General features: G+C 71.4%; 22 protein-coding genes. 20 read left to right on the top strand and 2 right to left on the bottom strand.

Features of this window, described 5'->3' with window-relative positions; all coding sequences use genetic code 11:
• Nucleotides 1-20: 20 nt before the first annotated feature.
• Both JYK18_RS42405 and JYK18_RS42400 read right to left on the bottom strand, forming a co-directional pair.
• Entirely contained in the window at nt 21-1,082 is a 1,062-nt protein-coding gene (locus tag JYK18_RS42405) for an acyl-CoA dehydrogenase family protein (protein ID WP_206809619.1), read from the bottom strand.
• A gap of 13 nt (nt 1,083-1,095) precedes the next feature.
• Nucleotides 1,096-2,277: an acyl-CoA dehydrogenase family protein gene (locus JYK18_RS42400; protein WP_206809618.1), complete on the bottom strand. Its 1,182-nt coding sequence runs from the start codon at nt 2,275-2,277 to the stop codon at nt 1,096-1,098.
• 262 nt (nt 2,278-2,539) lie between these two features.
• On the opposite strand from JYK18_RS42400, the gene JYK18_RS42395 reads away from it, so the two are divergent.
• From JYK18_RS42395 to JYK18_RS42300, 20 genes are all read left to right on the top strand, one after another.
• The gene (locus JYK18_RS42395) at nt 2,540-3,412 is read left to right on the top strand and encodes a 3-oxoacyl-ACP reductase (protein ID WP_206810034.1); all 873 of its coding nucleotides are present in this window, start codon (nt 2,540-2,542) and stop codon (nt 3,410-3,412) included.
• Between the two features lie 37 nt (nt 3,413-3,449).
• Complete coding sequence (locus JYK18_RS42390) at nt 3,450-4,211, top strand: glucose 1-dehydrogenase (protein WP_206809617.1); 762 nt, start codon at nt 3,450-3,452, stop codon at nt 4,209-4,211.
• A gap of 16 nt (nt 4,212-4,227) precedes the next feature.
• The gene (locus JYK18_RS42385) at nt 4,228-5,013 is read left to right on the top strand and encodes an ABC transporter permease (protein WP_153030734.1); all 786 of its coding nucleotides are present in this window, start codon (nt 4,228-4,230) and stop codon (nt 5,011-5,013) included.
• Complete coding sequence (locus JYK18_RS42380) at nt 5,013-5,867, top strand: ABC transporter permease (RefSeq protein WP_206809616.1); 855 nt, start codon at nt 5,013-5,015, stop codon at nt 5,865-5,867. The genes JYK18_RS42385 and JYK18_RS42380 overlap by 1 nt, the downstream gene beginning before the upstream one ends.
• The gene (locus JYK18_RS42375; protein ID WP_206809615.1) at nt 5,864-7,180 is read left to right on the top strand and encodes an MCE family protein; all 1,317 of its coding nucleotides are present in this window, start codon (nt 5,864-5,866) and stop codon (nt 7,178-7,180) included. Before JYK18_RS42380 ends, JYK18_RS42375 begins: the two co-directional genes overlap by 4 nt.
• Nucleotides 7,177-8,211: an MCE family protein gene (locus JYK18_RS42370; protein ID WP_206809614.1), complete on the top strand. Its 1,035-nt coding sequence runs from the start codon at nt 7,177-7,179 to the stop codon at nt 8,209-8,211. The genes JYK18_RS42375 and JYK18_RS42370 overlap by 4 nt, the downstream gene beginning before the upstream one ends.
• The gene (locus JYK18_RS42365) at nt 8,208-9,239 is read left to right on the top strand and encodes an MCE family protein (RefSeq protein WP_206809613.1); all 1,032 of its coding nucleotides are present in this window, start codon (nt 8,208-8,210) and stop codon (nt 9,237-9,239) included. Before JYK18_RS42370 ends, JYK18_RS42365 begins: the two co-directional genes overlap by 4 nt.
• Nucleotides 9,236-10,429 carry an MCE family protein gene (locus JYK18_RS42360; protein ID WP_206809612.1) on the top strand — a complete coding sequence of 398 codons (1,194 nt, stop codon included), beginning with the start codon at nt 9,236-9,238 and terminating at the stop codon, nt 10,427-10,429. The genes JYK18_RS42365 and JYK18_RS42360 overlap by 4 nt, the downstream gene beginning before the upstream one ends.
• Nucleotides 10,426-11,589, top strand: coding sequence for an MCE family protein (locus JYK18_RS42355; RefSeq protein ID WP_206809611.1), 1,164 nt, complete (start codon nt 10,426-10,428; stop codon nt 11,587-11,589). The genes JYK18_RS42360 and JYK18_RS42355 overlap by 4 nt, the downstream gene beginning before the upstream one ends.
• The gene (locus tag JYK18_RS42350; RefSeq protein WP_206809610.1) at nt 11,586-12,827 is read left to right on the top strand and encodes an MCE family protein; all 1,242 of its coding nucleotides are present in this window, start codon (nt 11,586-11,588) and stop codon (nt 12,825-12,827) included. The genes JYK18_RS42355 and JYK18_RS42350 overlap by 4 nt, the downstream gene beginning before the upstream one ends.
• Before the next feature lie 26 nt (nt 12,828-12,853).
• Nucleotides 12,854-13,342: a hypothetical protein gene (locus JYK18_RS42345; RefSeq protein ID WP_307796312.1), complete on the top strand. Its 489-nt coding sequence runs from the start codon at nt 12,854-12,856 to the stop codon at nt 13,340-13,342.
• A 289-nt stretch (nt 13,343-13,631) separates the two neighbouring features.
• The gene (locus JYK18_RS42340; RefSeq protein ID WP_307796347.1) at nt 13,632-14,120 is read left to right on the top strand and encodes a hypothetical protein; all 489 of its coding nucleotides are present in this window, start codon (nt 13,632-13,634) and stop codon (nt 14,118-14,120) included.
• Nucleotides 14,121-14,266: 146 nt separating this feature from the next.
• Nucleotides 14,267-15,805, top strand: coding sequence for a UDP-N-acetylmuramoyl-L-alanyl-D-glutamate--2,6-diaminopimelate ligase (locus JYK18_RS42335; protein WP_206810031.1), 1,539 nt, complete (start codon nt 14,267-14,269; stop codon nt 15,803-15,805).
• Nucleotides 15,802-17,268, top strand: coding sequence for a UDP-N-acetylmuramoyl-tripeptide--D-alanyl-D-alanine ligase (gene murF / locus JYK18_RS42330; protein ID WP_206809609.1), 1,467 nt, complete (start codon nt 15,802-15,804; stop codon nt 17,266-17,268). The genes JYK18_RS42335 and murF overlap by 4 nt, the downstream gene beginning before the upstream one ends.
• Entirely contained in the window at nt 17,265-18,347 is a 1,083-nt protein-coding gene (gene mraY, locus JYK18_RS42325) for a phospho-N-acetylmuramoyl-pentapeptide-transferase (RefSeq protein ID WP_206809608.1), read from the top strand. The genes murF and mraY overlap by 4 nt, the downstream gene beginning before the upstream one ends.
• A gap of 17 nt (nt 18,348-18,364) precedes the next feature.
• On the top strand, nt 18,365-19,765 hold the full coding sequence (gene murD, locus JYK18_RS42320) for a UDP-N-acetylmuramoyl-L-alanine--D-glutamate ligase (protein WP_206809607.1): 1,401 nt from the start codon (nt 18,365-18,367) through the stop codon (nt 19,763-19,765).
• Nucleotides 19,752-21,248 carry a putative lipid II flippase FtsW gene (gene ftsW / locus JYK18_RS42315; protein WP_206809605.1) on the top strand — a complete coding sequence of 499 codons (1,497 nt, stop codon included), beginning with the start codon at nt 19,752-19,754 and terminating at the stop codon, nt 21,246-21,248. Before murD ends, ftsW begins: the two co-directional genes overlap by 14 nt.
• On the top strand, nt 21,245-22,369 hold the full coding sequence (gene murG / locus JYK18_RS42310) for an undecaprenyldiphospho-muramoylpentapeptide beta-N-acetylglucosaminyltransferase (RefSeq protein ID WP_206809604.1): 1,125 nt from the start codon (nt 21,245-21,247) through the stop codon (nt 22,367-22,369). The genes ftsW and murG overlap by 4 nt, the downstream gene beginning before the upstream one ends.
• Complete coding sequence (gene murC / locus JYK18_RS42305) at nt 22,366-23,784, top strand: UDP-N-acetylmuramate--L-alanine ligase (protein ID WP_206809602.1); 1,419 nt, start codon at nt 22,366-22,368, stop codon at nt 23,782-23,784. The genes murG and murC overlap by 4 nt, the downstream gene beginning before the upstream one ends.
• Nucleotides 23,785-23,787: 3 nt before the next feature.
• On the top strand, nt 23,788-24,594 hold the full coding sequence (locus tag JYK18_RS42300; RefSeq protein WP_307796311.1) for an FtsQ-type POTRA domain-containing protein: 807 nt from the start codon (nt 23,788-23,790) through the stop codon (nt 24,592-24,594).
• The last annotated feature ends 2 nt before the right edge of the window (nt 24,595-24,596 follow it).

The raw sequence follows: 24,596 nt of genomic DNA, 5'->3' as shown, positions 1-24,596 counted from the left end.
ACAGCTCCCAGATACTGGTCTCAGCCGGAGATCAGGTCACCGAGCCGCCGCAGTTGCGCGGTGGCGCCGCCGAGGGTGAATTCCGCGCGTTTGGCCGCCACGAAATACCGGTGCAGCGGGTAGTCCACGTCGATGCCGATCCCGCCGTGCAGGTGCACCGCGGTGTGCGCGACCCGGTGCCCGGCTTCGGCCGCCCAGAACTTGGCGGTGGCCACCTCCTCGTCGGCGGGCAGGCCTTCGGACAGGCGCCAGGCGGCCTGCCACAGCGTCAGGCGGACCGCTTCCACGTCGGTGTAGGCGTCGGCGAGGCGTTGCCGGACGGCCTGGAAGGAGGCGATGACGTTGTCGAACTGCTTGCGCTCCTTGGCGTACTCGGTGGTCATCTCCAGTGCGCGCTCGACCGTGCCGAGCTGGTACGCGCACAGGCCGGTGGTACCGCGCAGGCGGATCCACTCGGCGACCCCGGTGCCGCCGAGCCGGGCCGAGGCGTCGACGTGGACGGCGTCGAGTTCGACGAGACCCGCGTCGCCGCGGTCGACGACCTCCTGCGCGGAGATCTCCGCCGCGTCCCGGTCGACCACAAAAACCGCGTCACCGGCGGCGATCAGCAGGGCGTCGGCGAAGACGGCGGCGGGGACGGCGGTCTGCGCGCCGGTGAGGCGCCAGCCGTCGCCGTCGGGTTCGGCGGTGAAGGCGGCGGGGTCACCGGCGTCGGGCACCGCCGCGGTCAGCACCCGCTCGCCGCGCAGGACCGGCACCAGGGTCTCCAACTGCTTGCCGGCGCCGAACTCGGCCAGTGCGGAGGCGGCCATGGTGATGCTGGGAAGGTACGGCACGGGGGCCACCATGCGGCCGAGCTCGATCAGCACCGAGCACTGCTCCAGCAGGCCGAAACCACCGCCCCCGGCAGCCGACGGCAGGGCGGCGTCGAGAATGCCCGCCCGGGCCAGCTCTGTCCACAGTGCACGGTCGAAACCGCCGGAACCGTGGGGTTCCCACGACTTCGGGTCCAGTTTCCCGGCGAGGATGCGGCGGGTGAGCCCGCCGAGGTCGCGCTGCGCCTCGGTCAGCGAGAAGTCCATCTGGCGTCCCCTTTCAGCGCGTGACCGGCAGGCCGAGCGTGGTGGCGGCGATCAGGTCGCGCTGCACCTCGTTGGTGCCACCGCCGAAGGTGAGGATCAGCGCGGAGCGGTGCAGGCGTTCGATCCGGCCGTGCAGCAGCGCGCCCGGTGAACCCTCGCGCACCACGGCACCGGCACCGAGCACCTCCATCAGCAACCGGTAAGCCTCCAGCGCGAACTCGGTGCCGAACACCTTGGTCGCCGAGGCCTCGCCGGGGCCGAGCTCCTGTTCGGCGGCGGCCCAGGCGATCTTCCAGTTGCGCAGCTTGAGGTAGTCGGCGTGGGCGTGCACGCGGGCCAGGTGCAACCGGACCCACTCGGCGTCGATCACCCGCCGCCCGTCCGGGGCCTGGGTCTTCTGCGCCCACTCCCGCACCTCGGCGAGCGCGGTGCGGATCGGGGCGGCGGAGGTCAGCGCGACGCGTTCGTGGTTGAGCTGGTTGGTGATCAGCGGCCAGCCCTTGTTCTCCTCGGCGATCCGCGCGCTGACCGGTACGCGCACGTCCGAGTAGTACGTCGCGCTGGTGCCGGGGCCCGCGACCGTGCGGACCTTGGTCCAGGAGAAGCCCTCGGCGGTGGTGGGTACGACCAGGATGCTGATGCCGCGGTGCTTTTTCGCCTCGGGATCGGTGCGCACGGCGAGCCAGACGTAGTCGGCGTACTCGATCAGGCTGGTCCACATCTTCTGGCCGTTGATCACGTACTCGTCGCCGTCGCGGACCGCGCGGGTGCTCAGCGAGGCCAGGTCGGTGCCGGCGCCGGGTTCGGAGTAGCCGATCGAGAAGTGCAACTCGCCCGCGGCGATCCGGGGCAGGTAGAACGCCTTCTGCTCCTCGGTGCCGTAACGCATGATCGTCGGGCCGACGGTGTTGATGGTCAGGAAGGGCACCGGCACGCCCGCGGCCGCCGCCTCGTCGGTGAACACCAGCTGGTCGAGCATCGACCGCGCCTGCCCGCCGTACTCCTCCGGCCAGCCGATCGCGAGCCAGCCGTCCTGGCCCAGCTCGCGCACGATCTCCTGGTAGGCGCCGTCCTTGCCGTACTCGGCACCGCCGGCACCCAGTGCCTCGCGGCGTTCGGGGGTCATCAGCCGGGCGAAGTAGGAGCGCAGTTCGTCCGCCAGTTTTTCCTGCGCCTCGGTGTAACCGATCCGCATACCGTCACCTCCGCCCGCCGGTCTCGTTCTGGTGTATGCCCGTTAACCGCGTTAATCTAGAACAGGTTCTAGTTGTACCGCAGATCGCCGGCCGGAGGAAGCCGGTGGCCGTCGCTTGTACTAGAACGCGTTCTCGAAAATCTGCGGAACGCGCTGCAAAGCGGCCTTGCCATCAACAAGAACAGATTCTAGTCTTGCTGCAACTGGCGGCCAATGACGGCCGCAGGCCGCAGCGTGAGGAGTTCTGGTGACCGTTGACCCCATGGACGGCCGGACCGCGATCGTCACCGGGGCCGGTGGCGGGCTGGGCCGCGCGGAAGCGCTGGCGCTGGCGAAGGCCGGGGCCTCGGTGGTGGTCAACGACGTGACCGAACCCGCCGGGGTGGTCGAGGAGATCGAGGCCGCGGGTGGCAAGGCCGTCGCGGTCACCGGGGACATCGGCGAACGCGCCACCGCGGACGCGCTGCTCGAAGCCGCCGTCGGGCAGTTCGGCGGACTGCACGTGGTGGTGAACAACGCCGGCGTACTGCGCGACAGGATGCTGTTCGGCATGTCCGACGAGGAGTGGGACCTGGTGCTCCGGGTGCACCTGCGCGGGCACTTCCTGCTCTCCCGCAACGCCTCCGCCTACTGGCGCAACAAGTCCAAAGTAGACGGACAGCCGGTGTACGGCCGGGTGGTGAACACCGCGTCCGAGGCGTTCCTGCTCGGAGCGCCCGGCCAGCCGAACTACTCGGCGGCGAAGGCGGGCATCGTCGCGCTGACCATGTCCACCGCGCGGGGCCTGAGCAAGTACGGCGTGCGCGCCAACGCGATCTGCCCGCGCGCCCGAACGGCGATGACCAAAGACGTCTTCGGGGACGCGCCCGAAGGCGTCGACCCGCTGTCGGTCGAGCACGTGGCGCCGCTGGTCGCCTACCTCGCTTCACCCGGCGCGGCGCGGATCAACGGCCAGGTCTTCGTGGTGCACGGGGGCATGGTGGCGCTGCTCGCGCCGCCGTCGATCGAGCAGCGGTTCGACACCGGGAACCAGCTGTGGCGCCAGGACGAACTCGAAGACCAGCTCGGCGGGTACTTCGCCGACCGCGATCCGGAGCGCATGTTCGTCACGCAGGAGGTCCTTTCCCTGCCGTAGCAGAGGTCGTTGACCGACGGAACGAGGTGAGGTGCGAATGGGCAGGCTCGACGGCAAGGTAGCGCTGATCACCGGCGCGGCCAGGGGACAGGGTGCGGCCGCGGCCCGGCGGTTCGTCGACGAGGGCGCGCGGGTGGTGGCCGCCGACGTGGCGGACGAACTGGGCGAGAAGCTCGCCGCCGAGCTCGGGGACGCGTGCGTCTACCAGCACCTCGACGTGACCGACGAGGACGCCTGGCCGGTGGCGACCGGCCGCGCGGCCGAGGCGTTCGGCAGGCTCGACGTCCTGGTCAACAACGCGGGCGTGCTGTTCTTCTCCGCGCTGGAGCAGACCAAGCTGGCCGACTACGAGCGGGTGATCCGGGTGAACCAGATCGGCACCTTCCTCGGCATGCGTGCGGCGGTCGGCCCGCTGACCGAGGCAGGCGGCGGCTCGATCGTGAACGTGTCCTCTGTGGAGGGTCTGGCCGGGATGCCGTTCCTGACCGCCTACACGGCGAGCAAGTTCGCCATCCGGGGGATGACCAAGGTGGCCGCGCTGGAACTGGGCGAGCGCGGGATCCGGGTCAACTCGGTGCACCCCGGCGCGATCGACACCGCGATGATCACCGACGCGCTCGGCGGCGCGCCGGTGGACATGGGGTTCGTCGGCAAGAAGGTGGCACTGGGCCGGGTCGGCCAGGCCGAGGAGATCGCCGCGCTGGTCGCGTTCCTGGCCAGTGACGACAGTTCGTACTGCACGGGGAGTGAGTTCGTGGCGGATGGCGGGGCGACCGCCACGCACGCCCTGAAGGTCTGACGAGTCCGGAGGCGCGATGGCTGGCCTGGCGACGATGCCCGGCACGGCGGCACTGGCCCAGGTGGGCAGGCTCGCCACGCTGGCCTGGGAAGTGCTGCGCGCCATTCCGCGGCGGCCGTTCCAGTTCCGCGAGTGGATCCAGCAGTGCTGGTTCTTCGCCAGCGTGACCATCCTGCCCACCGCGCTGGTGGCGATCCCGTTCGGCGCGGTGATCGCGCTGCAACTCGGTTCGCTGACCCAGCAGATCGGCGCGCAGTCGTTCACCGGGGCGGCCAGCGCGCTGGCCATCGTGCAGCAGGCGAGCCCGCTGATCACCGCGCTGCTGGTGGCCGGGGCAGGCGGCAGCGCGGTCTGCGCTGACATCGGGGCGCGCAAGATCCGCGAGGAGATCGACGCCATGGAGGTGCTCGGCGTCAACCCGATCCAGCGACTGATCGTGCCGAGGGTGCTCGCCGCGATCGTGGTGTCGGTGCTGCTCAACGGCCTGGTCAGCGTGGTCGGCGTGCTCGGCGGTTACTTCTTCAACGTGGTCATGCAGGGCGGCACGCCCGGCGCGTACCTGGCCAGCTTCAACGCCCTCGCGCAGCTGCCGGACCTGTGGATCAGCGAGATCAAGGCGTTCCTGTACGGGTTCGTCGCCGGGGTGGTGGCCGCCTTCCGCGGGCTGAACCCGTCCGGCGGGCCGAAGGGCGTCGGGGACGCGGTCAACCAGGCCGTGGTGATCACCTTCCTGCTGCTGTTCGCGATCAACGTGGTGCTGACCGCGATCTACCTCCGCATCGTTCCCCCGAAGGCGTTGTGATGACGGAAACCAAGACCGAGCGGGTGCCGGACCGGACGCTCGAGATGATCGCGCGGCCGGGTGCCTTCCTGGAGGGGTTCGGCGCGCAGCTGTCCTTCTACGCCCGCGCGATCGCCTGGATGCCGCGCACGATCCGCCGCTATTCACGCGAGACGCTGCGCCTGCTCACCGAGGTCAGCTTCGGCACCGGCGCGCTGGCGGTGATCGGCGGCACGCTCGGGGTGATGATCGGGATGACCCTGTTCACCGGGCTGATCGTCGGCCTGCAGGGGTATTCCGCGCTGAACCAGCTCGGTACCGCGGCGCTGACCGGGTTCATCTCCGCCTACTTCAACACCCGCGAGGTCGCGCCGCTCTCGGCCGGGCTGGCGTTGTCGGCGACGGTGGGCTGCGGGTTCACCGCGCAGCTCGGCGCGATGCGGATCTCCGAGGAGATCGACGCGCTCGAGGTGATGGGCGTGCCGAGCCTGCCGTACCTGGTCACCACCCGCGTGCTGGCCGGGGTCACCGCGGTCATCCCGCTCTACGCGGTCGGCCTGCTGTCCTCGTACCTGGCGTCGCGGCAGATCACCATCTGGTTCTACGGGCAGTCGGCGGGCACCTACGACCACTACTTCGCGCTCTTCCTGCCCCCGGAGGACGTGCTCTGGTCGTTCCTGAAGGTGATCGTGTTCAGCGTGCTGGTGATCCTGTCCCATTGCTACTACGGCTACACCGCACGCGGCGGACCGGCCGGGGTGGGCATCGCGGTCGGCCGCGCGGTGCGCACCTCGATCGTGCTCATCTCGGTGCTGGACTTCTTCCTCAGCCTGGCGATCTGGGGCACCAACACGACCGTGCGGATCTCCGGATGAACCCCGGGCGCCGCATCCTCCTCGGCCGCCTGCGCCACCAGGCGCTCGGCGTGCTGTTCCTGGTCGTGGTCGCGTTGTTCTTCACCGTGACGATCGCGGTCTACAACAAGAAGTTCGTCTCCTACACCGCGGTCACGCTGGAGACCGACCACGTCGGCAACCAGATGCGCGAGGGCGCCGACGTGAAGGTGCGCGGCATGGTGGTCGGCGAGGTGCGCTCGATCAGGGCGGCCGGGGACGCCGCCGTGCTGGAACTCGCGCTGGACCCGGACAAGACCGAGGTGATCCCGGGCAACGTGAACGCGCGCCTGCTGCCGAAAACCCTGTTCGGGGAACGGTATGTGGCGTTGCAGCTGCCGGAGCGCCCGGCGGAGCCGATCGCCGCGGGCGCGGTGATCGGGCAGGACCGCAGCAGCACCGCGATCGAGCTGGAGCAGGTGCTCGGCAACGTGCTGCCGCTGCTGCAGTCGGTGCAGCCGCAGAAGCTGTCCAGCACGCTGAACGCGGTGGCCACCGCGCTGGACGGTCGCGGTGAGCAACTCGGGCAGACCCTGGTGCAGCTCTCGGACTACCTCGGCGGGTTGAACCCTTCGCTGCCCGACATCAAGGCCGACATCACCGGGCTCGCCGACACCGCCGACATCTACAACCGCGCCGCGCCCGACTTCCTCGACGCGCTCGCGGATCTGACCACCACCACCCGGACGCTGGTGGAGAAGCAGACCGGGCTGGCCGAGATGCTCGGCACGGTCACCGACGCCTCCAACGACCTCACCAGCTTCCTCGCGGTCAACAAGGACAACCTGATCAACCTGACCAAAACCGTGCGGCCCACGCTCGACGTGCTGGCGAAGTACGCGCCCGAGTACCCGTGCCTGCTGCGCCAGCTCGCCGAATCGGTGCCCCGCGCGGAGGAAGCGTTCGGCAAGGGAACCGACGAGATGAACCATGTGACCATCCGGATCACCGCCAGCCGCGGCAAGTACCTGCCGGGGGTGGACGAGCCGCGCTACGACGACAAGCGCGGCCCGCGGTGCTATCCGGACGTGCCGCCGCCGGGCCGGTGGCCGCAGTACCCGCCGGGCGGCCCGATCGACGACGGCTCCAGCAAGCCCGCGCCGCCGAAGTCGCCGGGGCCGGACCTGCCAGGGGGTGGCGGCGGGGCGAGTTCGCTGGCGAACTCGCCGGAGGAGCAGGAGCTGATCTCCGCGCTCACCGCGCCGGCGCTGGGCCTGCCGCCCGCCGAGGTGCCCGGCTGGGGTGGGTTGCTGGTCGCGCCGCTGTACCGGGGAGCGGAGGTGACGCTCGAATGAGGAGCTTCGTGCCTGCGCTGCTGAAGATCCTGGCCTTCGCGGTGGTCACCGTGCTGCTCACCGCGGTGCTCGGGGCCACCATCGCGAACACCGACTTCGGGGACAGCGCCCGCTACAGCGCGCTGTTCACCGACTCGTCCGGGCTCAAGGAGGGCGACGACGTCCGCATCGCCGGGGTCAAGGTCGGGCAGGTGGAGTCGATCACCGTCTCGGACGACCACCGGGCCGAGGTGAACTTCGGCGTGGACGCGGTGCGCGAGCTGCCGGAGGCGGTCACCGCGACGGTCAAGTTCCGCAACCTGATCGGGCAGCGCTACCTCGCGCTCGGGACCTCCGTGGACGGGGACGGCAAGCTGCCGGACGGTGGCCGGATCCCGCTGGAGCGCACTCAGCCCGCGTTGAACCTGACCGTGTTGTTCAACGGGTTCGAGCCGTTGTTCAAGGCGCTCGAACCGGCACAGGTGAACCAGCTGTCCTACGAGATCATCCAGGTGTTCCAGGGCGAGGGCGGGACCATCCGCAGCCTGCTCTCGCACACCGCGTCGCTGACCTCGGCGATCGCCGACCGGGACAAGGTGATCGGCGAGGTGATCACCAACCTGAACAACGTGCTCGGCACGGTCAACCGGCCGGGACCCGGCCTCGGCGAGCTGATCGACCAGACGCAGCAGCTGGTCACCGGCCTGGCCGAGCAGCGTCAGCCGATCGGGGAGGCCGTGTCCGCGCTCGGTGAGCTGACCGACACCACCGCCGGGCTGCTCGCCGAAGCCAGGCCGCCGCTGAAGGAGGACATCGCCGCGCTCGGGCAGTTGTCCGGCAACCTCGCCGATTCCGAGCAGCTGCTGGACGAGTTGCTCGGCGTGATGCCGGGCAACCTGGAGAAGTTCACCCGGACGCTGAGCTACGGCAGCTGGTTCAACTACTACCTGTGCGGGCTCTCCGGCACGATCGGCATCTCCTCGCTGAACATCACCGTGCCGTTCCTGCCGATCCCCACCAACGAGATGCCGGAGAGGTGCCAGCCGTCATGACGCCGCTGCGGGAACGGAACCAGGCCGCGGTCGGCGGCGTGGCGCTGGTGCTGCTCGCGCTGGTCGCCGTGGTCACCTACGCCTGGAACGACCTTCCCTTGCTGGACAAGGGGATCGGCTACTCGGCCGAGTTCGCCGAGTCGGCCGGGCTGGCCGCGGGCAACGAGGTGCGGGTGGCCGGGGTGACCGTCGGCGAGGTGACCTCGGTCGAGCTGGACCGGAAGAAGGTGCTGGTCGAGTTCGAGGTGGAGCGGGTGGGCGTGCCGGACGCCACGGTCGCCTCGATCGAGATCAAGACCTTGCTGGGGGAGAAGTTCCTCGCGCTGCACCCGGCCGGGGAGGCACCGCAGGACCCGGCCGACACCATTCCGCTGCAACGCACGCGCACGCCGTTCGAACTGCAGGACGCCTTCGAGAAGCTGTCCGACACCGTGCAGGACGTCGACACCGACCAGCTGGCGCAGAGCTTCAACGTGCTCTCGGACGCGCTCAAGGACACCCCGCCGCACCTGCGCGAGGCGCTGGACGGGCTGTCCTCGCTGTCGAAGACGGTGTCCTCGCGGGACACCGAACTCGCGAACCTGCTGTCGAACACCAGCCAGGTCTCGAAAACCCTGTCGGACCGCAACGCCCAGCTGTCGCGGATCATCGGGGACGGCAACCTCCTGCTCACCGAGTTGCAGAACCGGCAGGACGCGATCTCCCGGCTGCTGGACGGCACGAAGCAGCTGTCGGACCAGCTTTCCGGCCTGGTGGCGGACAACCGCGGGCAGCTGAAACCGGCGCTGGAGAAGCTCGGCACGGTCACCGACGTGCTGCACCGCAACCAGGACAACCTCAGCCGCAGCCTGGAACTGCTCGCCCCGTTCACCCGGATCGGCGCGAACGCGACCGGCAACGGGCGCTGGTTCGAGGGCTACATCTGCGGTCTGCTGCCGCCGGTGATCACCGTGGCAGGCGCGCAGATCAACCCGGAGGGCTGCACCCCGCCGATCGCCGCGCCGAACCAGGGGGTGGCCCCGCGATGACCGTCGAGACCAGGGCCGGGCGGAGCCTGCTGTCGTGGCTTTCCCTGGCGTGCGTGGCGTTGCTGGTGCTCGCCGCCGGGCTGTGGTTCGCCGTGCGCGACCCCGGTGGTACCAAGATCACCGCGTTCTTCGAGAAGACCGTCGGGCTCTACGCCGGTTCCGCGGTGCGGGTGCTCGGGGTGCCGGTCGGGGAGATCACCGAGGTGACGCCGCAGGGCAACCAGGTGCGGGTCGAGCTGCGGGTGGACGGGGGTGTGCAGATCCCCGAAGGCGCCGGTGCGGTGGTGGTGGCGCCGAGCCTGGTCAGCGACCGGTACGTGCAGCTGACGCCCGCCTACGACGAAGGACCGGAGCTGGCTTCCGGGGCGGTGATCGGCACCGACCGGACGGCCACCCCGGCCGAACTGGACGATCTCTACGGCAGTCTCAACGAGCTGTCGACCGCGCTGGGACCGCAGGGGGCCAACCAGGACGGCGCGTTGTCGCGCGTGCTGGACACCGCGGCGGCGAACCTCGACGGCAACGGGCAGAACCTCAACAACACGGTCACCCAGCTCGCCGAACTGTCCAGGACGCTGGAGGGTTCGAAGGGCGACATGTTCGCCACGGTGAAGAACCTCAAGTCGTTCACCGAAATGCTGGCGGGCAGCGACAAGCAGCTCAACGAGTTCTACGCCCGGCTGTCCGATGTGGCCGGTTACCTGTCCTCGGAGTCCGACGACGTCGGCGCCGCGCTGACCGGGCTGGCCACCTCGCTGGACGACGTGCGTGGCTTCGTGGAAGAGAACCGCGACCTGCTCGGGTCCAATGTGGAGAAACTGGCCGGGATCACCAAGGTGCTGGTGGACCAGCGGGGCGCGCTCGCCGAGGTGCTCGACGTCGGGCCGACCGGCATGACGAACTTCATCAACACCTACGACGCGGCCTCGGGCAGCATCGCGGTGCGGTACAACGCCAACGAGCTCGCGCACCCGCTGATGGTCACCGTGTGCAAGCTGGTCAGCGCGGGGACGCCGGCGCAGCTGCCGGACACGCTCGGGCAGTTGTGCCAGGGGCTCGCGCCGATCATCGACGGCACGCTCAAGGTGCCCTCGCTCTCGCAGATGCTGAACTCCATCCAGAACGGCGAACTGCCGCCGTTGCCGCTGCCGCTGGTGGACCTGCTCTCGGGCAACCTGGGGGTCAAATGAGCGGGCGGGCGAGAATCACCGCGGTGCTGGCGGGCACGCTGCTGCTCGGCGGCTGCGGGGAGTTCTCCGGGATGTACGACACCCCGCTGCCGGGCGGGGCGGATCTCGGCGACCACCCGTACCGGCTGACCGTGCAGTTCACCGACGTGCTGGACCTGGTGCCGCAGGCGGCGGTGAAGGTGGCCGACGTGCCGGTCGGGCGGGTCGAGGAGATCGCGCTTTCGGAGGACACGCACTACGCGGTGGTGAAGATCGCGGTCAACGGGGACGTGGTGCTGCCCGGGAACTCCGGTGCCGAACTGCGGCAGTCCAGCCTGCTCGGCGAGAAGTTCGTCGAACTGCGCGGGCCCGCGGCCGGGGAGGCGGCGGAGGCGAGGCTCGGGGAGGGCGCGGTCATCCCGCTGGCGAAGACCAACCGCAACCCCGAGGTCGAGGAGGTGCTCGGCGCGCTTTCCCTGCTGCTCAACGGCGGTGGCATCGACCAGTTGCGCACGATCAGCCAGGAGCTGACGAACGCGTTGTCCGGCAACGAGGCCGACATCCGCGCGCTGCTGTCCAGAGTGGACGAAGTGGCCACCGAGCTGGACGGGCACAAGGGCGAGATCGTCCGGGCCATCGACGGGCTGAACCGGCTGTCCAGCACGCTCAACACGCAGACCGGGGACCTCCAGGTGGCGCTGGACGACCTCGCGCCCGGCCTGCGGGTGGTCACCGCGCAGCGCGACCAGCTCGTCGGCATGCTGCAGTCGCTGGACAAGCTCTCCGGGGTCGCGGTGAGCACGGTCAACGCCAGCCGAGACGAGCTGATCGCCGATCTGCGGGCGCTGGAGCCCACGCTGGAGAAGCTCGCCGAAGCCGGGTCGAACCTGCCGACGGCGTTGAAGATCCTGCCCACCTACCCGTTCCCGGACGCGGCGGGCGCGGTGGTCAAGGGCGACTACGCGAACGTGCGCGCCCGCGTCGACCTCAACCTGGACTCACTGGTGCAGAACTTCCTCAACTCCTCGCAGCCGCCGATCGCCCTGCCGCAGAACCCGGCGGTCCCGCCGCCGCCGTCACTACCGCTGCCGACCGCGCCGCCACAGCTGGGCGTGCCGGGCGGCGGCGTGCTGGGCGGGCTGGACGGCCTGCTCGGCGGCATCCTGGGAGGTGGGGGATGACCCTCGGGCGCAAGCACCGCATCCAGCTGATCGCCTTCGTGGTGATCGCGGTCGTTTCGGTGGTCTACGCCGGTGGCAACTACGCCGGGCTGGACCGGCTGCTCGGCGCCCGCGGTTACCTGGTCACCGCGCGGCTGGCCGACTCGGGCGGCATCTTCGTCAACTCCGAGGTCACCTACCGCGGGGTGACCGTGGGCAAGGTGACCGAGCTGGTGCTGCGCCCCGACGGCGTGGACGTCCGGCTGGACCTGGACAGCGACGGGCCGAAGATCCCCGCCGACACCGCCGCGGTGGTGGCCAACCGCTCGGCGGTCGGGGAGCAGTACGTCGATCTTCGGCCGCTGCACGAGAACGCGCCCTACCTCGAGGAGGGCAGTGTGATCACCAAGGACCGCACGCAGATCCCGGTTTCGCCGGACACCGTGCTGTCCAATCTGGACTCCCTGGTGTCCAGTGTGGACCCCCAGTCGCTGCGCACGGTGGTGGACGAGGCCTATCTCGCCTTCGCCGACGCCGGGCCGGACCTGCGGCTGCTGCTGGACACCGCGGGCTCGTTCACCACCACCGCCACCGAGCACCTGCCCGACACCCGGGCGCTGCTCGCCGACGCGCGCGTGGTGCTCGACACCCAGCGGCGCCAGGGCGACAACCTCACCTCGCTGGCCAGCGGGCTCAAGGACATCAGCGCGCAGCTGAAGGAGTCCGACCCGCAGGTGCGCAAGGTGATCGACGACGCGCCGAAGCTGAGCAGGCAGGTCAGCGACGTGCTGGCCACCTCGGGCACCGATCTCGGCGTGGTGTTCGCGAACCTGCTGACCACCGCGCAGATCACCACCGTGCGGGTGGACGCGGTGGAGCAGCTGCTGGTGGCGTACCCGGTGATCTCCGCGTTCAGCCGTTCGGTCACCTCCAACGGGGAGGGGCACCTCGGTTTTGTGCTGAACCTGTTCGACCCGTACTCGTGCACGAAGGGGTACGAGGGTACGAAGCAACGAGCCGCGAACGACACCAGTGAACTCCCGGCGAACACCCAGGCGTACTGCGCCGAACCGCCGGGCAGCCCGACCGGGGTGCGCGGGGCGCAGAACGCGCCGTACGCGGGCAAGCCGGTGGAGGTGCCGAAGCCGTCTCCGCAGGCCCCGGCGCCGCCGGGGCAGGTGAAGCTGCCCGGGCTGCTGGACCTGGCCGGGCTGCCCGGCTCGGAAAATGTCGGCGGGCTCTTGGGCTTGCCCGATTGATCTGGAATCGTGCGCGTGTGAAATCCGTGAACCTCCGTCAGCTGCGGCGCGGCCTGCTCGCGCTCGCGGTGCTCGCCGTGGCCGCGGCCGCCTGGTTCGGCTGGTCCTGGCGGGCCGCCGCGCAGGACGACGAGCTGACCCGCGCGCGGGAGCGCGACGACGTGCTCTCCACCGCGTCGACCGCGCTGACCGCGTTGAACACGGTCGACTACCGGACCGTGCAGTTCGACTACGACCGCTGGCTGCAGGTCAGCACCGGGCAGTTCGGCAAGGACCTGGCCGCCGACCGCGAGGAACACCTCAAGCGCACGGCGGAGACCAAGACCATGGCCACCGCCTCGGTGCGGCAGGCGGCGCTGGTGGAGCTGCTGCCGGACACCGCGCGGCTGGTCGCCGTGCTGGACGTGCGGATCGGGATCAACAACGAGGCGCCGGTGCCCAACCGCAGCCGGCTGTCCGTCGAGCTGACCCGGACCGACCAGGGGTGGAAGGTGAGCGCCGTCCAGGCGGGCTGAGATGACCAAGAACAAGCACGACGAAGACGATGTGGCCGAAACCCACTCGGGCACGCTGGAACTGGAAGCCGACTCCGGCACCGACGACACCGCCCGGCCCGACGACGACAGTGTCGCGCGGGTCGAGGGGACCCTCCGAGCCGAAGACGAAGACGCCGCGATGGACGACGGTGACGAGTGGGCTGAAGAGCCCGCGCAAGGCAAAACCGGGCGAGGAGGAGACGCCGAAGCGGCCGAAGCCGAAGATCCGCTGGAAACGGGCAAAACGGATTCCCGGCTCGCGACGTCGATCGCGGTGCTGGTGGCGGTGGTGGTGCTCGCCGCCGGGTGCGCGGTGTGGTTCGGCGTGGAGGCGGGCCGGCTGTCCGAAGGGGACCCGTCGGCGAATCTCGCCCTGGTCGACGCGGCGGCGACGGCCGAGGTCACCGATCAGGTCGGCGACGCGGTGAAGGCGATCTTCTCCTACGACTACGCGAATCTCGACCGCACCGAACGGGCCGCGGGCGGGCTGCTGGTGGACAAGGCGGTCACCCAGTACCGGGACAGCTTCGCCGCGGCGAAGCGGCAGGCCGAGGCGGAAAAACTGGTGCGCACCACGACGATCCGCTCGACCGGCGTGCGGGAACTGCGGGCCGACAGCGCGCGTCTGCTGGTGTTCCTCGACCAGCAGACGTTGCGCCCCGGCGAGAACGGGCAAACCTCCTCGGCCGCCCACCTCGACGTGCACGCGAAGAAGATCGACGGTTCCTGGAAGATCGCCGAACTCACCGCGCTCTAACCGGGCTCACCGCTACCAAAGCGCGATCGGCCGCTCGCACCCAGTACCGCCTTGGGTCACCCGGATGCGCCGCCGGTAACCTGCCGCCTGTGTCTGTCAACAACGATGGGCCTGGCAGGTCCGGCGGGCAGGTGCCGGACAGCCCGGTGAAGGCCGTCGTCGCACCGCCCCGGCCGGCGCTGACCCAGCCGGTACCGCTGAACACGCTGGTCGCCCGTGCGGACGCCCGGCTGATCGCGCCACCCGAGAGCGTGGAGAACGCGGTGACCGGCGCGACCCTGCGCGCCCAGCACGTCCTGCCCGGTGACCTGTTCGCCGCCCTGCCCGGGGCCCGCGCCCACGGCGCCGACTTCGCCGACGCCGCGATCGCCGCCGGTGCCGCCGCGGTGCTCACCGACGAGGCGGGTGCCGAGCGCCCGGCCGTGCGCGACGCCGGGGTGCCGGTGCTCGTGCACCCCGAACCGCGCCAGGCGCTCGGCCTGATGGCCGCCTGGATCTACGGCGAGCCGTCGCTGAAGCTCTCGGTGCTCGGCGTGACCGGGACCTCCGGCAAGACCACCACCGCGTACCTGATCGACTCCGGGCTGCGCGCGGCCGGGCGCACCACCGGGCTGATCGGCACGGTGGAGACCCGGATCGCCGGTGAGCGGCTGGCCAGTGCGTTCACCACGCCCGAGGCGCCCGATCTGCAGGCGCTGTTCGCGGTGATGGTGGAGCAGGGCGTCACGCACACCGCGATGGAGGTGTCCAGCCACGCGCTGGCGCTGGGCCGGGTCACCGGCACCCGGTTCGCGGTCGGCGCGTTCACCAACCTCTCCCAGGACCACCTGGACTTCCACCGCGACATGGAGGACTACTTCGCCGCCAAGTCGCTGCTGTTCGACGGCCGGTCCACCACCGAGGTGGTGGTGGTCGACAGCGCGTGGGGCCAGGCGCTGGTCACCCCGCACACGGTGACCGTGTCCACCGAACCGGAGAACGAGGCGGCCTGGACCGCCACCGAGCTGACCGCGCTGCCCACCGGCGAGCAGTCGTTCGTGCTGCACGCGCCGGGCGGGCGCACCGCCGCGGCGAAGATCCCCTTGCCCGGTGAGTTCAACGTGGCCAACGCGCTGCTGGCGGCGGCGATCCTGGACGTCACCGGGGTGGACCTGCCCGACATCGTGCGCGGGATCGGCGCGGTCGAGGTGCCCGGCCGGATGGAACGCGTCCACTTGGGACAGCCGTTCACCGCGGTGGTCGACTACGCGCACAAACCGGCCGCGGTGGCGCAGGCGCTCGACGCGCTGCGCGCGCGCACCGACGGCCGCGTGATCACCGTGCTCGGCTGCGGTGGCGACCGCGACACCGCCAAGCGCCCGATGATGGGCGAGGCCGCGGCCAAGCGCAGCGACGTGCTGATCGTGACCGACGACAACCCCCGCTCCGAGGAACCGGAGCCGATCCGCGCGGCGATGCTCGCCGGTGCGCGTGCGGCCGGTGCCGCGGGGGTGGAGATCGAGGAGATCGGCGACCGGCGCGCCGCCATCGCGCGTGCCGTGGAACTGGCCGGCCCCGGCGACATCGTGCTCGTCGCGGGCAAGGGCCACGAGACCGGGCAGGAGGCACACGGCGTGGTGCACCCCTTCTCCGACCGCGACGAGCTGGAAGCCGCGATCCGCACCCGGCTGGGGGTGCACGCGTGATCGCGCTGACCCTGGCCGAGATCGCCGAGATCGTCGGCGGACGGCTGCACGGCACCGACGGCAGCCCGCTGGTGACCGGCTCGGTGGAGTTCGATTCGCGGAAGCTGACCGACGGCGGCCTCTTCCTCGCCCTGCCGGGGGAGAAGGTCGACGGGCACACCTTCGCCGGGAAGGCGGTCGCCGCCGGGGCGGCCGGGGTGCTCGCGGCTCGTGAGGTCGACGCGCCATCGGTGATCGTGCCGCCGCTGGCCGACGGCGAGGCGAACGAGCGCGCGATGGTGCTCAGCGGCGACACCGACGGTTCCGGCGCCGCCGTGCTGGCCGCGCTCGGCAAGCTCGCCAGGCACGTGGTCGACGAGCTGGCGAAAACCGGGCTGACCGTGGTCGGCGTGACCGGTTCCTCCGGCAAGACCTCCACCAAGGACCTGATCGCGCAGCTGCTCGAACCGCTCGGCCCGACGGTCGCGCCACCCGGCTCCTTCAACAACGAGCTGGGCCACCCGTGGACCGCGCTGTGTGCCGACGCGAGCACCCGGTACCTCGTGCTGGAGATGTCCGCACGCGGGCCGGGGCACATTGCCGAGCTGGCGAAGATCGCGCCGCCGCGCATCGGCGTGGTGCTCAACGTGGGTAGCGCGCACGTCGGCGAGTTCGGCTCGCGCGAGGGCATCGCGCAGGCCAAGGGGGAGCTGCCCGAGTCGCTGCCCGAGGACGGCGTCGCGGTGCTCAACTTCGACGATCCGCTGGTCGCGGGCATGGCTTCGCGGACGAAGGCGCGGATCGTCGGCGTCGGCGAGCACCCCGACGCGACCGTCCGCGCCGAGGACCTGGTGCTCGACGAGCAGGCCCGCGCCTCCTTCCGGCTGGTCACCCCGGCCGGTTCCGCCGAGGTGAAGCTGCCGCTGCACGGCGAGCACCACGTCGGCAACGCGCTCTCGGCCGCCGCGGTGGCACTGGAACTCGGCGCCTCGCTGGCCGACGTGGCCGCCCAGCTGTCGGCGGTGACCCGGCGCTCGGCCCGGCGCATGGAGGTCACGACCAGGGAAGACGGCCTGGTCGTGCTGAACGATTCGTACAACGCCAACCCGGAATCGGTCCGGGCGGCGCTGAAGACGCTCGCCTCGATGAGCGCGGGCCGCCGATCTTGGGCGGTCCTCGGTGTGATGGGCGAACTCGGTGCCGATAGCGTGACCGCGCACGACGAGATCGGCCGCCTGGCCGTCCGGCTCAACATCGGCAGGCTCGTGGTGGTCGGCGAGGACGCCGCCGCGATGCATCAAGGCGCAAGCCACGAAGGTTCATGGGGAGAGGAGTCCGTCCTGGTGCCCGACACCGACGCCGCCATCGCCTTGCTTCGCGAACAGCTGCGGCCGCAGGACGTGGTGCTGGTCAAGGCATCCAAGGTCGCCGCGCTCTGGCGGGTGGCCGACGCGGTGCTCACCCCCGCTGGCGGTGAGGCGTGATCAGCATCCTGATCGCGGCATCCGTCGGCCTGCTGGTCTCCATCCTGCTCACGCCCTACCTGATCCGGGTGTTCTCCCGGCAGGGCTTCGGCCAGGAGATCCGCGAGGAGGGCCCGGCCGGGCACAAGTCCAAGCGCGGCACGCCGACCATGGGTGGCGTGGCGATCATCATCGCGATGGTGGTCGGCTACTTCGTCGCCCACCTGATCAACTGGATGGGCGACGACTCCAGCAGCGGCCCGTCGGCTTCCGGCCTGCTGGTGCTCTTCCTCGGCGTCGGCCTCGGCGTGGTGGGCTTCCTCGACGACTTCATCAAGATCCGCAAGCAGCGCAACCTCGGCCTGAACAAGACGGCGAAGATCGTCGGCCAGGTCGTGGTCGGCGTCGCCTTCGCGGTGCTCGCGCTGCAGTTCGCCGACGAGAACGGGCTCAGCCCGGCGTCGATGAACCTGTCCTACGTGCGCGACATCGAGCTGATCGTGCTGCCGATCCCGCTGTTCGTGCTGTTCACCCTGGTGGTCATCTCCGGCTGGTCGAACGCGGTGAACTTCACCGACGGCCTGGACGGCCTCGCCGGTGGCGCGGCGGCGATGGTGCTGGCCACCTACGTGGTGATCTCGTTCTGGCAGGCCAGGCTCAGCTGCGCGGAGAGCCCGGCCGCCGCCTGCTACAACGTGCGCGACCCGCTGGACCTCGCGGTGGTCGCCGCGGCCGCCACCGGCGCCTGCGTCGGCTTCCTGTGGTGGAACGCCGCGCCCGCGAAGATCTTCATGGGCGACACCGGTTCGCTGGCCCTCGGTGGCCTGGTCGCCGGGCTGTCCATGACCACCCGCACCGAACTGCTCGCCATCGTCATCGGCGGCCTGTTCATGGTCGAGATGATCTCGGTGGTGCTGCAGATCGCGGTCTTCCGCACCACCCGGCGGCGGTTGTTCCGGATGGCGCCGTTCCACCACCACTTCGAACTGGCCGGCTGGGCCGAGACCACGGTGATCATCCGGTTCTGGCTGCTCTCGGCCATCTGCTGCATGTTCGGCCTCGGCCTGTTCTACAGCGAGCAGCTCGCCGGCGGCGGCTGACCAGGAGGGCGTTGAAGATGGAGTTGGCCGGACGCCGGGTGCTCGTGGCCGGGGCCGGGGTGACCGGGAAGTCCGTGGTCACCGCGTTGCTCGGCCTCGGCGCCGAGGTCACCGTCACCGACGGCAACGCCGAGCGCCTCGCCGCACTGGACGGGCTCGGGGCCGCGCTGGCCCCCGGCCTGACCGCACCGCCCGAGGGCACCGCGCTGGTGGTGACCAGCCCCGGCTGGCGCCCGACCGCGCCGCTGCTGGTGGCCGCCGAGGCGGCCGGGGTCGAGGTGATCGGCGACGTCGAACTGGCCTGGCGGATCGGGCAGGACCTGCCGGAGCCGCCGGTCTGGCTGGCGGTCACCGGGACCAACGGCAAGACCACCACGGTGGCCATGCTGGAGTCGGTGCTGCGCGCGGCCGGGGTGGACGCGGTGGCCTGCGGCAACGTCGGTTACGCGGTGCTGGACGCGGTGCTCGCCGGGCACCGGGTGCTGGCCGTGGAGCTGTCGAGCTTCCAGCTGCACTGGTCGCGGACGCTGGCGCCGCGGGCGTCGGTGGTGCTCAACCTGGCCGAGGACCACATCGACTGGCACGGCTCGATGGCCGAGTACGCCGCCGCCAAGGGCAAGATCCACCAGTTCTCGGAAACCGTGGTGCACAACTCGCTCGACGAGTGGTCGGTCCGGCTGGCCTCGGCGTACGCGCCGGAAACCGCCGCCAGGGTCGGCATCGGGGTGGACACCCCGCGCCCCGGCGAGCTGGGCGTGGTGGAGGACCTGCTGGTCGACCGCGCTTTCGTGGCCGACCCGGTGCACCACGCCGAAGAACTGGCCTCGCTGTCCGACGTGCGCCCGGCCGGGCCGCACAACGTGCTGAACGCGCTCACCGCGGCGGCGCTGGCGCGGGCGCACGGCGTGCCCGCCGAGGCGATCGCCAAGGGGCTGCGGGAGTTCCAGCCGGTCGCGCACCGGGCGGTGGAGATCGCCGAGGTCGGCGGGGTGCGCTACGTCAACGACTCCAAGGCCACCAACCCGCACGCCGCCGCCGGTTCGCTCGGCGCCTACCCGGCTGTGGTCTGGATTGCCGGCGGCCAGCTCAAGGGCGCCGCGGTGGACGCGCTGGTCGAAGCCGCCGCCGACCGCCTGCGCGGGGTGGTCCTGCTCGGCGTGGACGCGCCGGTGATCGCCGCCGCTTTGACGCGACACGCGCCGGATGTCCCGGTGAAGATGCTCCGCCCGGGTGACGATGAGCCCATGACAGCGGCGGTGAGTGCGGCCAGTGCCATGGCACGCCCGGGGGACGCGGTGGTGCTCGCGCCCGCGGCCGCCTCCTTGGACATGTTCCGCGACTACGCCCAGCGGGGCGACGCTTTCACGGCCGCGGTGCACGCCTTGGCGGGCCGGGGGCCGAACAGTGACCGCAGCTGACCAGCCGGACCAGGGGAGCAGGACCGGCGCGGGCCGGGTCGCGCGGCGCCGCACGAAGGGCGAGCGGCCGCCGAGGAGCTTCTCCGCCGAGCAGTTCGCGCTGACCGCGTGGCTGTCGCGGCCGCTGGCCTCGTTCCACCTGGTGCTCGCCGTCACCGGCACGCTGACGGTGATCGGGATCGTGATGGTGCTGTCGGCCTCGTCGCCGTCCTCCTACAACCCCGAGACCGGCTCGTCGGTGTACGCGCTGTTCCAGAAGCACCTGATGTTCGTCGGCATCGGCTCGCTGGCCTTCCTGATCGGGCTGCGCGTCTCGCTGCGCCGGATCCGGGCGCTGTCCTCCACCGCGATGGTGGTCTGCCTCGGCCTGCTGATGCTGGTGCTCACCCCGCTCGGCAAGAACGTCAACGGCTCGCAGGGCTGGTTCGTGGTCGGGCCGTTCTCGCTGCAGCCGGTCGAACTGGCCAAGGTGGCGCTGGCGCTGTGGGGCGCGCACATCCTGGTGATCAAGTACAACGTGCTGCACCAGTGGCGGCACCTGCTGGTCCCGGTGGTGCCCGCGGCACTGCTGATGTTCGCGCTGGTGATGGCGCAGCCCGACCTCGGCGGCACGGTCACCCTCGGCGTGGTGCTGGTCGCGCTGCTGTGGTTCGCCGGTGCGCCGAAGCGGCTGTTCGGCGTGATCCTGGCCGGCGGGGTCGGCGGCGCGGTCATCCTGGCGCTGGTCGCGCAGTACCGCCTGGACCGGGTGATGACCTTCCTCAACCCCGGTGCCGACCCGCAGGGCAAGGGGCTGCAGGCCAACCAGGCGCTCTACGCCATCGCCGAGGGCGGGTTCTTCGGCAAGGGGCTGGTGCAGGGCCAGTCGAAGTGGCGCTACCTGCCGAACGTGCAGCACGACTTCATCTTCGCGCTGATCGGCGAGGAACTCGGGTTCGTCGGCTGCGTGGTGGTGATCGGGTTGTTCGGCCTGCTCGCCGTGGTCGGCATGCGGATCGCCACGCGTAACCTGGACCCGTGGATCCGGATCGTGGCCGGCACGCTGACGGTGTGGGTGGTCGCGCAGGCGGCGATCAACATCGGCTACGTGATCGGGTTGCTGCCGGTCACCGGGGTGACCCTGCCGCTGATCTCCTACGGCGGCACCTCACTGGTGGTGACCATGCTGCTGCTCGGCATCCTGGCCAACTGCGCCCGGCACGAACCGGAGGCGGTGGCCGCGCTGCGCACCCAGGGGCCGGGTAAGTTCGGGCGACTGCTGCGCCTGCCGGCGCCCGAGCCGTACCGCCCGCCGACCAAGCGCCGGGGCTCCGCCGGTACCCGTGGCGGTGGCACCAGACGCGGCCGCCCGGCGGCGCGCGGGGACGGCAGGCCGGTGGCCGGGGAGCGGCGCGGCGGCGCGACCAGGGCCACCACCGCACGGGGCAGCACAGCACGTGGCAGTACCGCACGCGGAAGTTCGACACGGAGAGGACGTCGGTGACAGACCCGGCAGTTGGAGCGGACAGAGCCGTCGATCAGGCGGCGCCGACGGTGGTGGTGGCCGGCGGCGGCACCGCGGGCCACATCGAACCCGCCCTCGCGCTCGCGGACGCGGTCAAGCGCCTGCGGCCGGACGCGAAGGTGGTCGCGCTCGGCACCGCGCGCGGCCTGGAGACCAAGCTGGTGCCGGAGCGGGGCTACCCGCTGGAGCTGATCCCGCCGGTGCCGATGCCGCGCAAGCCGACCCCGGAGCTGCTCCGGTTGCCGCTGAAGGTGCGCGACTCGGTGAAGAAGACCCGCGAGGTGCTGGACCGGGTGGGCGCCGACGTGGTGGTCGGCTTCGGCGGTTACGTCGCGCTGCCCGCGTACCTGGCCGCCCGCGGCCGCGTGCCGATCGTGGTGCACGAGGCGAACAAGACGGCCGGGCTGGCGAACAAGGTCGGCGCGCGGTTCGCCAAGCGGGTCGCGGTCGCCGTGCCGGGCACGCCGCTGGCCAACGCCGAGGTGGTCGGCATCCCGCTGCGCCGCTCGATCACCTCGCTGGACCGCGCCGCGCTGCGGGCCGAGGCCCGCGCGCACTTCGGGCTGGACCCGGACGCGCCGACCCTGCTGGTGTTCGGCGGTTCCCAGGGCGCCGCCTCGATCAACACCGCGATCTCCGGCGCGGCCAAGGACTTCGCCGACGCGGGCATCGGCGTGCTGCACGCGCACGGCCCGAAGAACACGCTGGTGGTGCAGGAGTTCCCGGACAAGCCCGCCTACGTGCCGGTGCCGTACCTGGAACGGATGGACCTGGCCTACGCGGCCGCCGACGCGGTGCTCTGCCGGTCCGGCGCGATGACCGCGGCCGAGGTCTCCGCGGTGGGCCTGCCGGCGATCTTCGTGCCGCTGCCGCACGGCAACGGCGAGCAGGGCCTCAACGCCAAGCCCGCGGTCGACGCCGGCGCGGCGCTGCTGGTCGAGGACGCGGACCTGACCGCGGGCAAGGTGGCCGAGCTGGTGGTGCCGCTGGTGGCCGACGCGGCCAGGGTGGCGGAGATGAGCGCGGCCGCGGTCGGCCTCGGCCACCGCGAGGCCGACGAGGTGCTGGCCCGGATCGTGCTGGAGGCGGCGGCGAAATGACGGAACTCCCCGAGGTGCTGCGGCGCGCGCACCTGATCGGCATCGGCGGCGCCGGGATGAGCGGGATCGCCCGCATCCTGCTCGCGCGCGGGGCCGAGGTGTCCGGTTCGGACGCCAAGGACTCCCGCGCCTTCCCCGGCCTGCGCGCGCAGGGCGCGAAGATCGCGGTCGGGCAGGCGGCGGAGAACCTGGACGCCTTCGACGGCGGGCCGAGCGCGGTGGTGGTGTCCACCGCGATCAAGGACACCAACCCGGAGTTCGCCGCGGCGCGTGAGCGCGGCATCCCGGTGCTGCACCGGGCCGAGGCGCTGGCCGGGCTGATGGAGGGCCACCGGGTGGCCTGCATCGCCGGTACCCACGGCAAGACCTCGACCACCTCGATGCTGACCGTGGCGCTGCAGCACTGCCGGCTGGACCCGTCGTTCGCCATCGGCGGCGACCTGAACGAGTCCGGCTCGAACGCGCACCACGGCACGGGCGGCATCTTCGTCGCCGAGGCCGACGAGAGCGACGGGTCGTTCCTGGCCTACTCGCCCTCGGTCGCGGTGGTGACCAACGTGGAACCCGACCACCTCGACCACCACGGCACCGCCGAGGCCTACGTCGAGGTGTTCACCAAGTTCGTCCGGCGGCTGGAGCCGGGCGGCCTGCTGATCGTCTGCGCGGACGACGCGCCCGCCGCCGAGCTGGCGGACAAGGCCGAGGCCGAGGGTGTGCGGGTGCGGCGGTACGGGCGCACGGCCACCGGCTCCGACGACGCGAAGGTGCTCGACTACCGCCCCGGCCCCGAGGGCGGGGTCGTGCGGGTCGCGATCGGCGGCAAGGAACTGGACGTGCTGGTCGCGGTGCCCGGTGAGCACATGGCGCTCAACGCGGTGGCCGCGTTGCTGGCCGGGATCGAGCTGGGCGCGCCGGTCGAGGAGCTGGCCGAGGGGCTGGCCGCGTTCGGCGGGGTCCGGCGGCGGTTCGAGTTCAAGGGCCGCTCCGGCGACGTCCGGGTCTACGACGACTACGCCCACCACCCGACCGAGGTCGCCGCGCAGCTGCGCGCGGTGCGGCACGCGGCGGGCCAGGGGCGGGTGATCGTGCTGTTCCAGCCGCACCTGTACTCGCGGACGAAGGCGTTCGCCACCGAGTTCGCCGAGGCGCTGAGCCTGGCCGACGAGGTGGTGCTGCTCGACGTGTTCGGCGCGCGCGAGGAGCCGGAGCCGGGCGTGAGCGGTGCTCTCATCGCGGAGCAGGTGTCCACAGCGTCCTCGTCCGTGCACTACGAGCCCGCGTTCGACCAGGTGGTCACGCTGGCGGCCGACCTGGCGAAGCCGGGTGACCTGGTGGTCACCATGGGCGCCGGTGACGTCACGCAGCTCGGTCCGGAGATCCTCGCCGAGCTGGACCGCCGGAGCGAGCAGGGCTAGCGCGTGACCACGGCCAGGGAAGCCAGGCAGCGACGGCGGCGCGGTCCGGGCGAGGAGCGCGGACCGGCGCGGTCGGCGTCGGCCAGCCGGCGCGGCCGCCGCCCGGAGAGCGCGCGGCAGCGCACCGGCACCCGGCCGAGCCGGCGCAAGGCGATGCAGCGCCGGTGGGTGGCGATCCTCAGCGCGCTGAGCGTGGTCGCCGGCCTGTACCTGATCTTCTTCACTTCGCTGCTGGGCGTGCGCACGGTGGACGTGGTCGGTGCGACCAGCCTCTCGCCCGACCAGATCCGCGCGGTCGCCGCCGTGCCGGACCGGCGCGCGATGCTGCGGGTGGACACCGACGAGATCCGCGACCGGGTGCTCACCCTGCCGGGCGTGGCCACCGCGGACGTCTCGCGCTCGTGGCCGTCGACCATCGAGATCGCCGTCTCGGAACGCACCCCGATCGGCTTCTTCAACACCGGCCAGGAAATCCACCTGGTCGACGATTCGGGGTTCGTGTTCAAGAAGGTGCCGGTGGCGCCCGCCGGGCTCCCGGAGCTGAAGCTGGCGCGCGTCGGCCCGGACGACCTGGCCACCCGCGCGGCCACCGCGGTGCTGATCTCGCTGCCCGGCCAGCTGCGCGGTCAGGTCGCCGCGGTCGGGGCCGACTCACCGGGCAGCGTCCGGCTGGACCTCAACGACGGCAGGCAGATCCGCTGGGGCGACGCCGACCAGCTGGACCGCAAGACCAAGGTGCTCGCCGCGCTGCTCACCCAGCCGGGCAAGGTCTACGACGTGTCGAGCCCGGAACTGCCCACGGTTTCCTGAGC

The sequence above is a fragment of the Amycolatopsis sp. 195334CR genome (assembly GCF_017309385.1).
Classification (GTDB): domain Bacteria; phylum Actinomycetota; class Actinomycetes; order Mycobacteriales; family Pseudonocardiaceae; genus Amycolatopsis.
The sequence above is the reverse complement of the archived record's forward strand: the minus strand, read 5'-3'. Positions and strand labels throughout refer to the sequence as shown.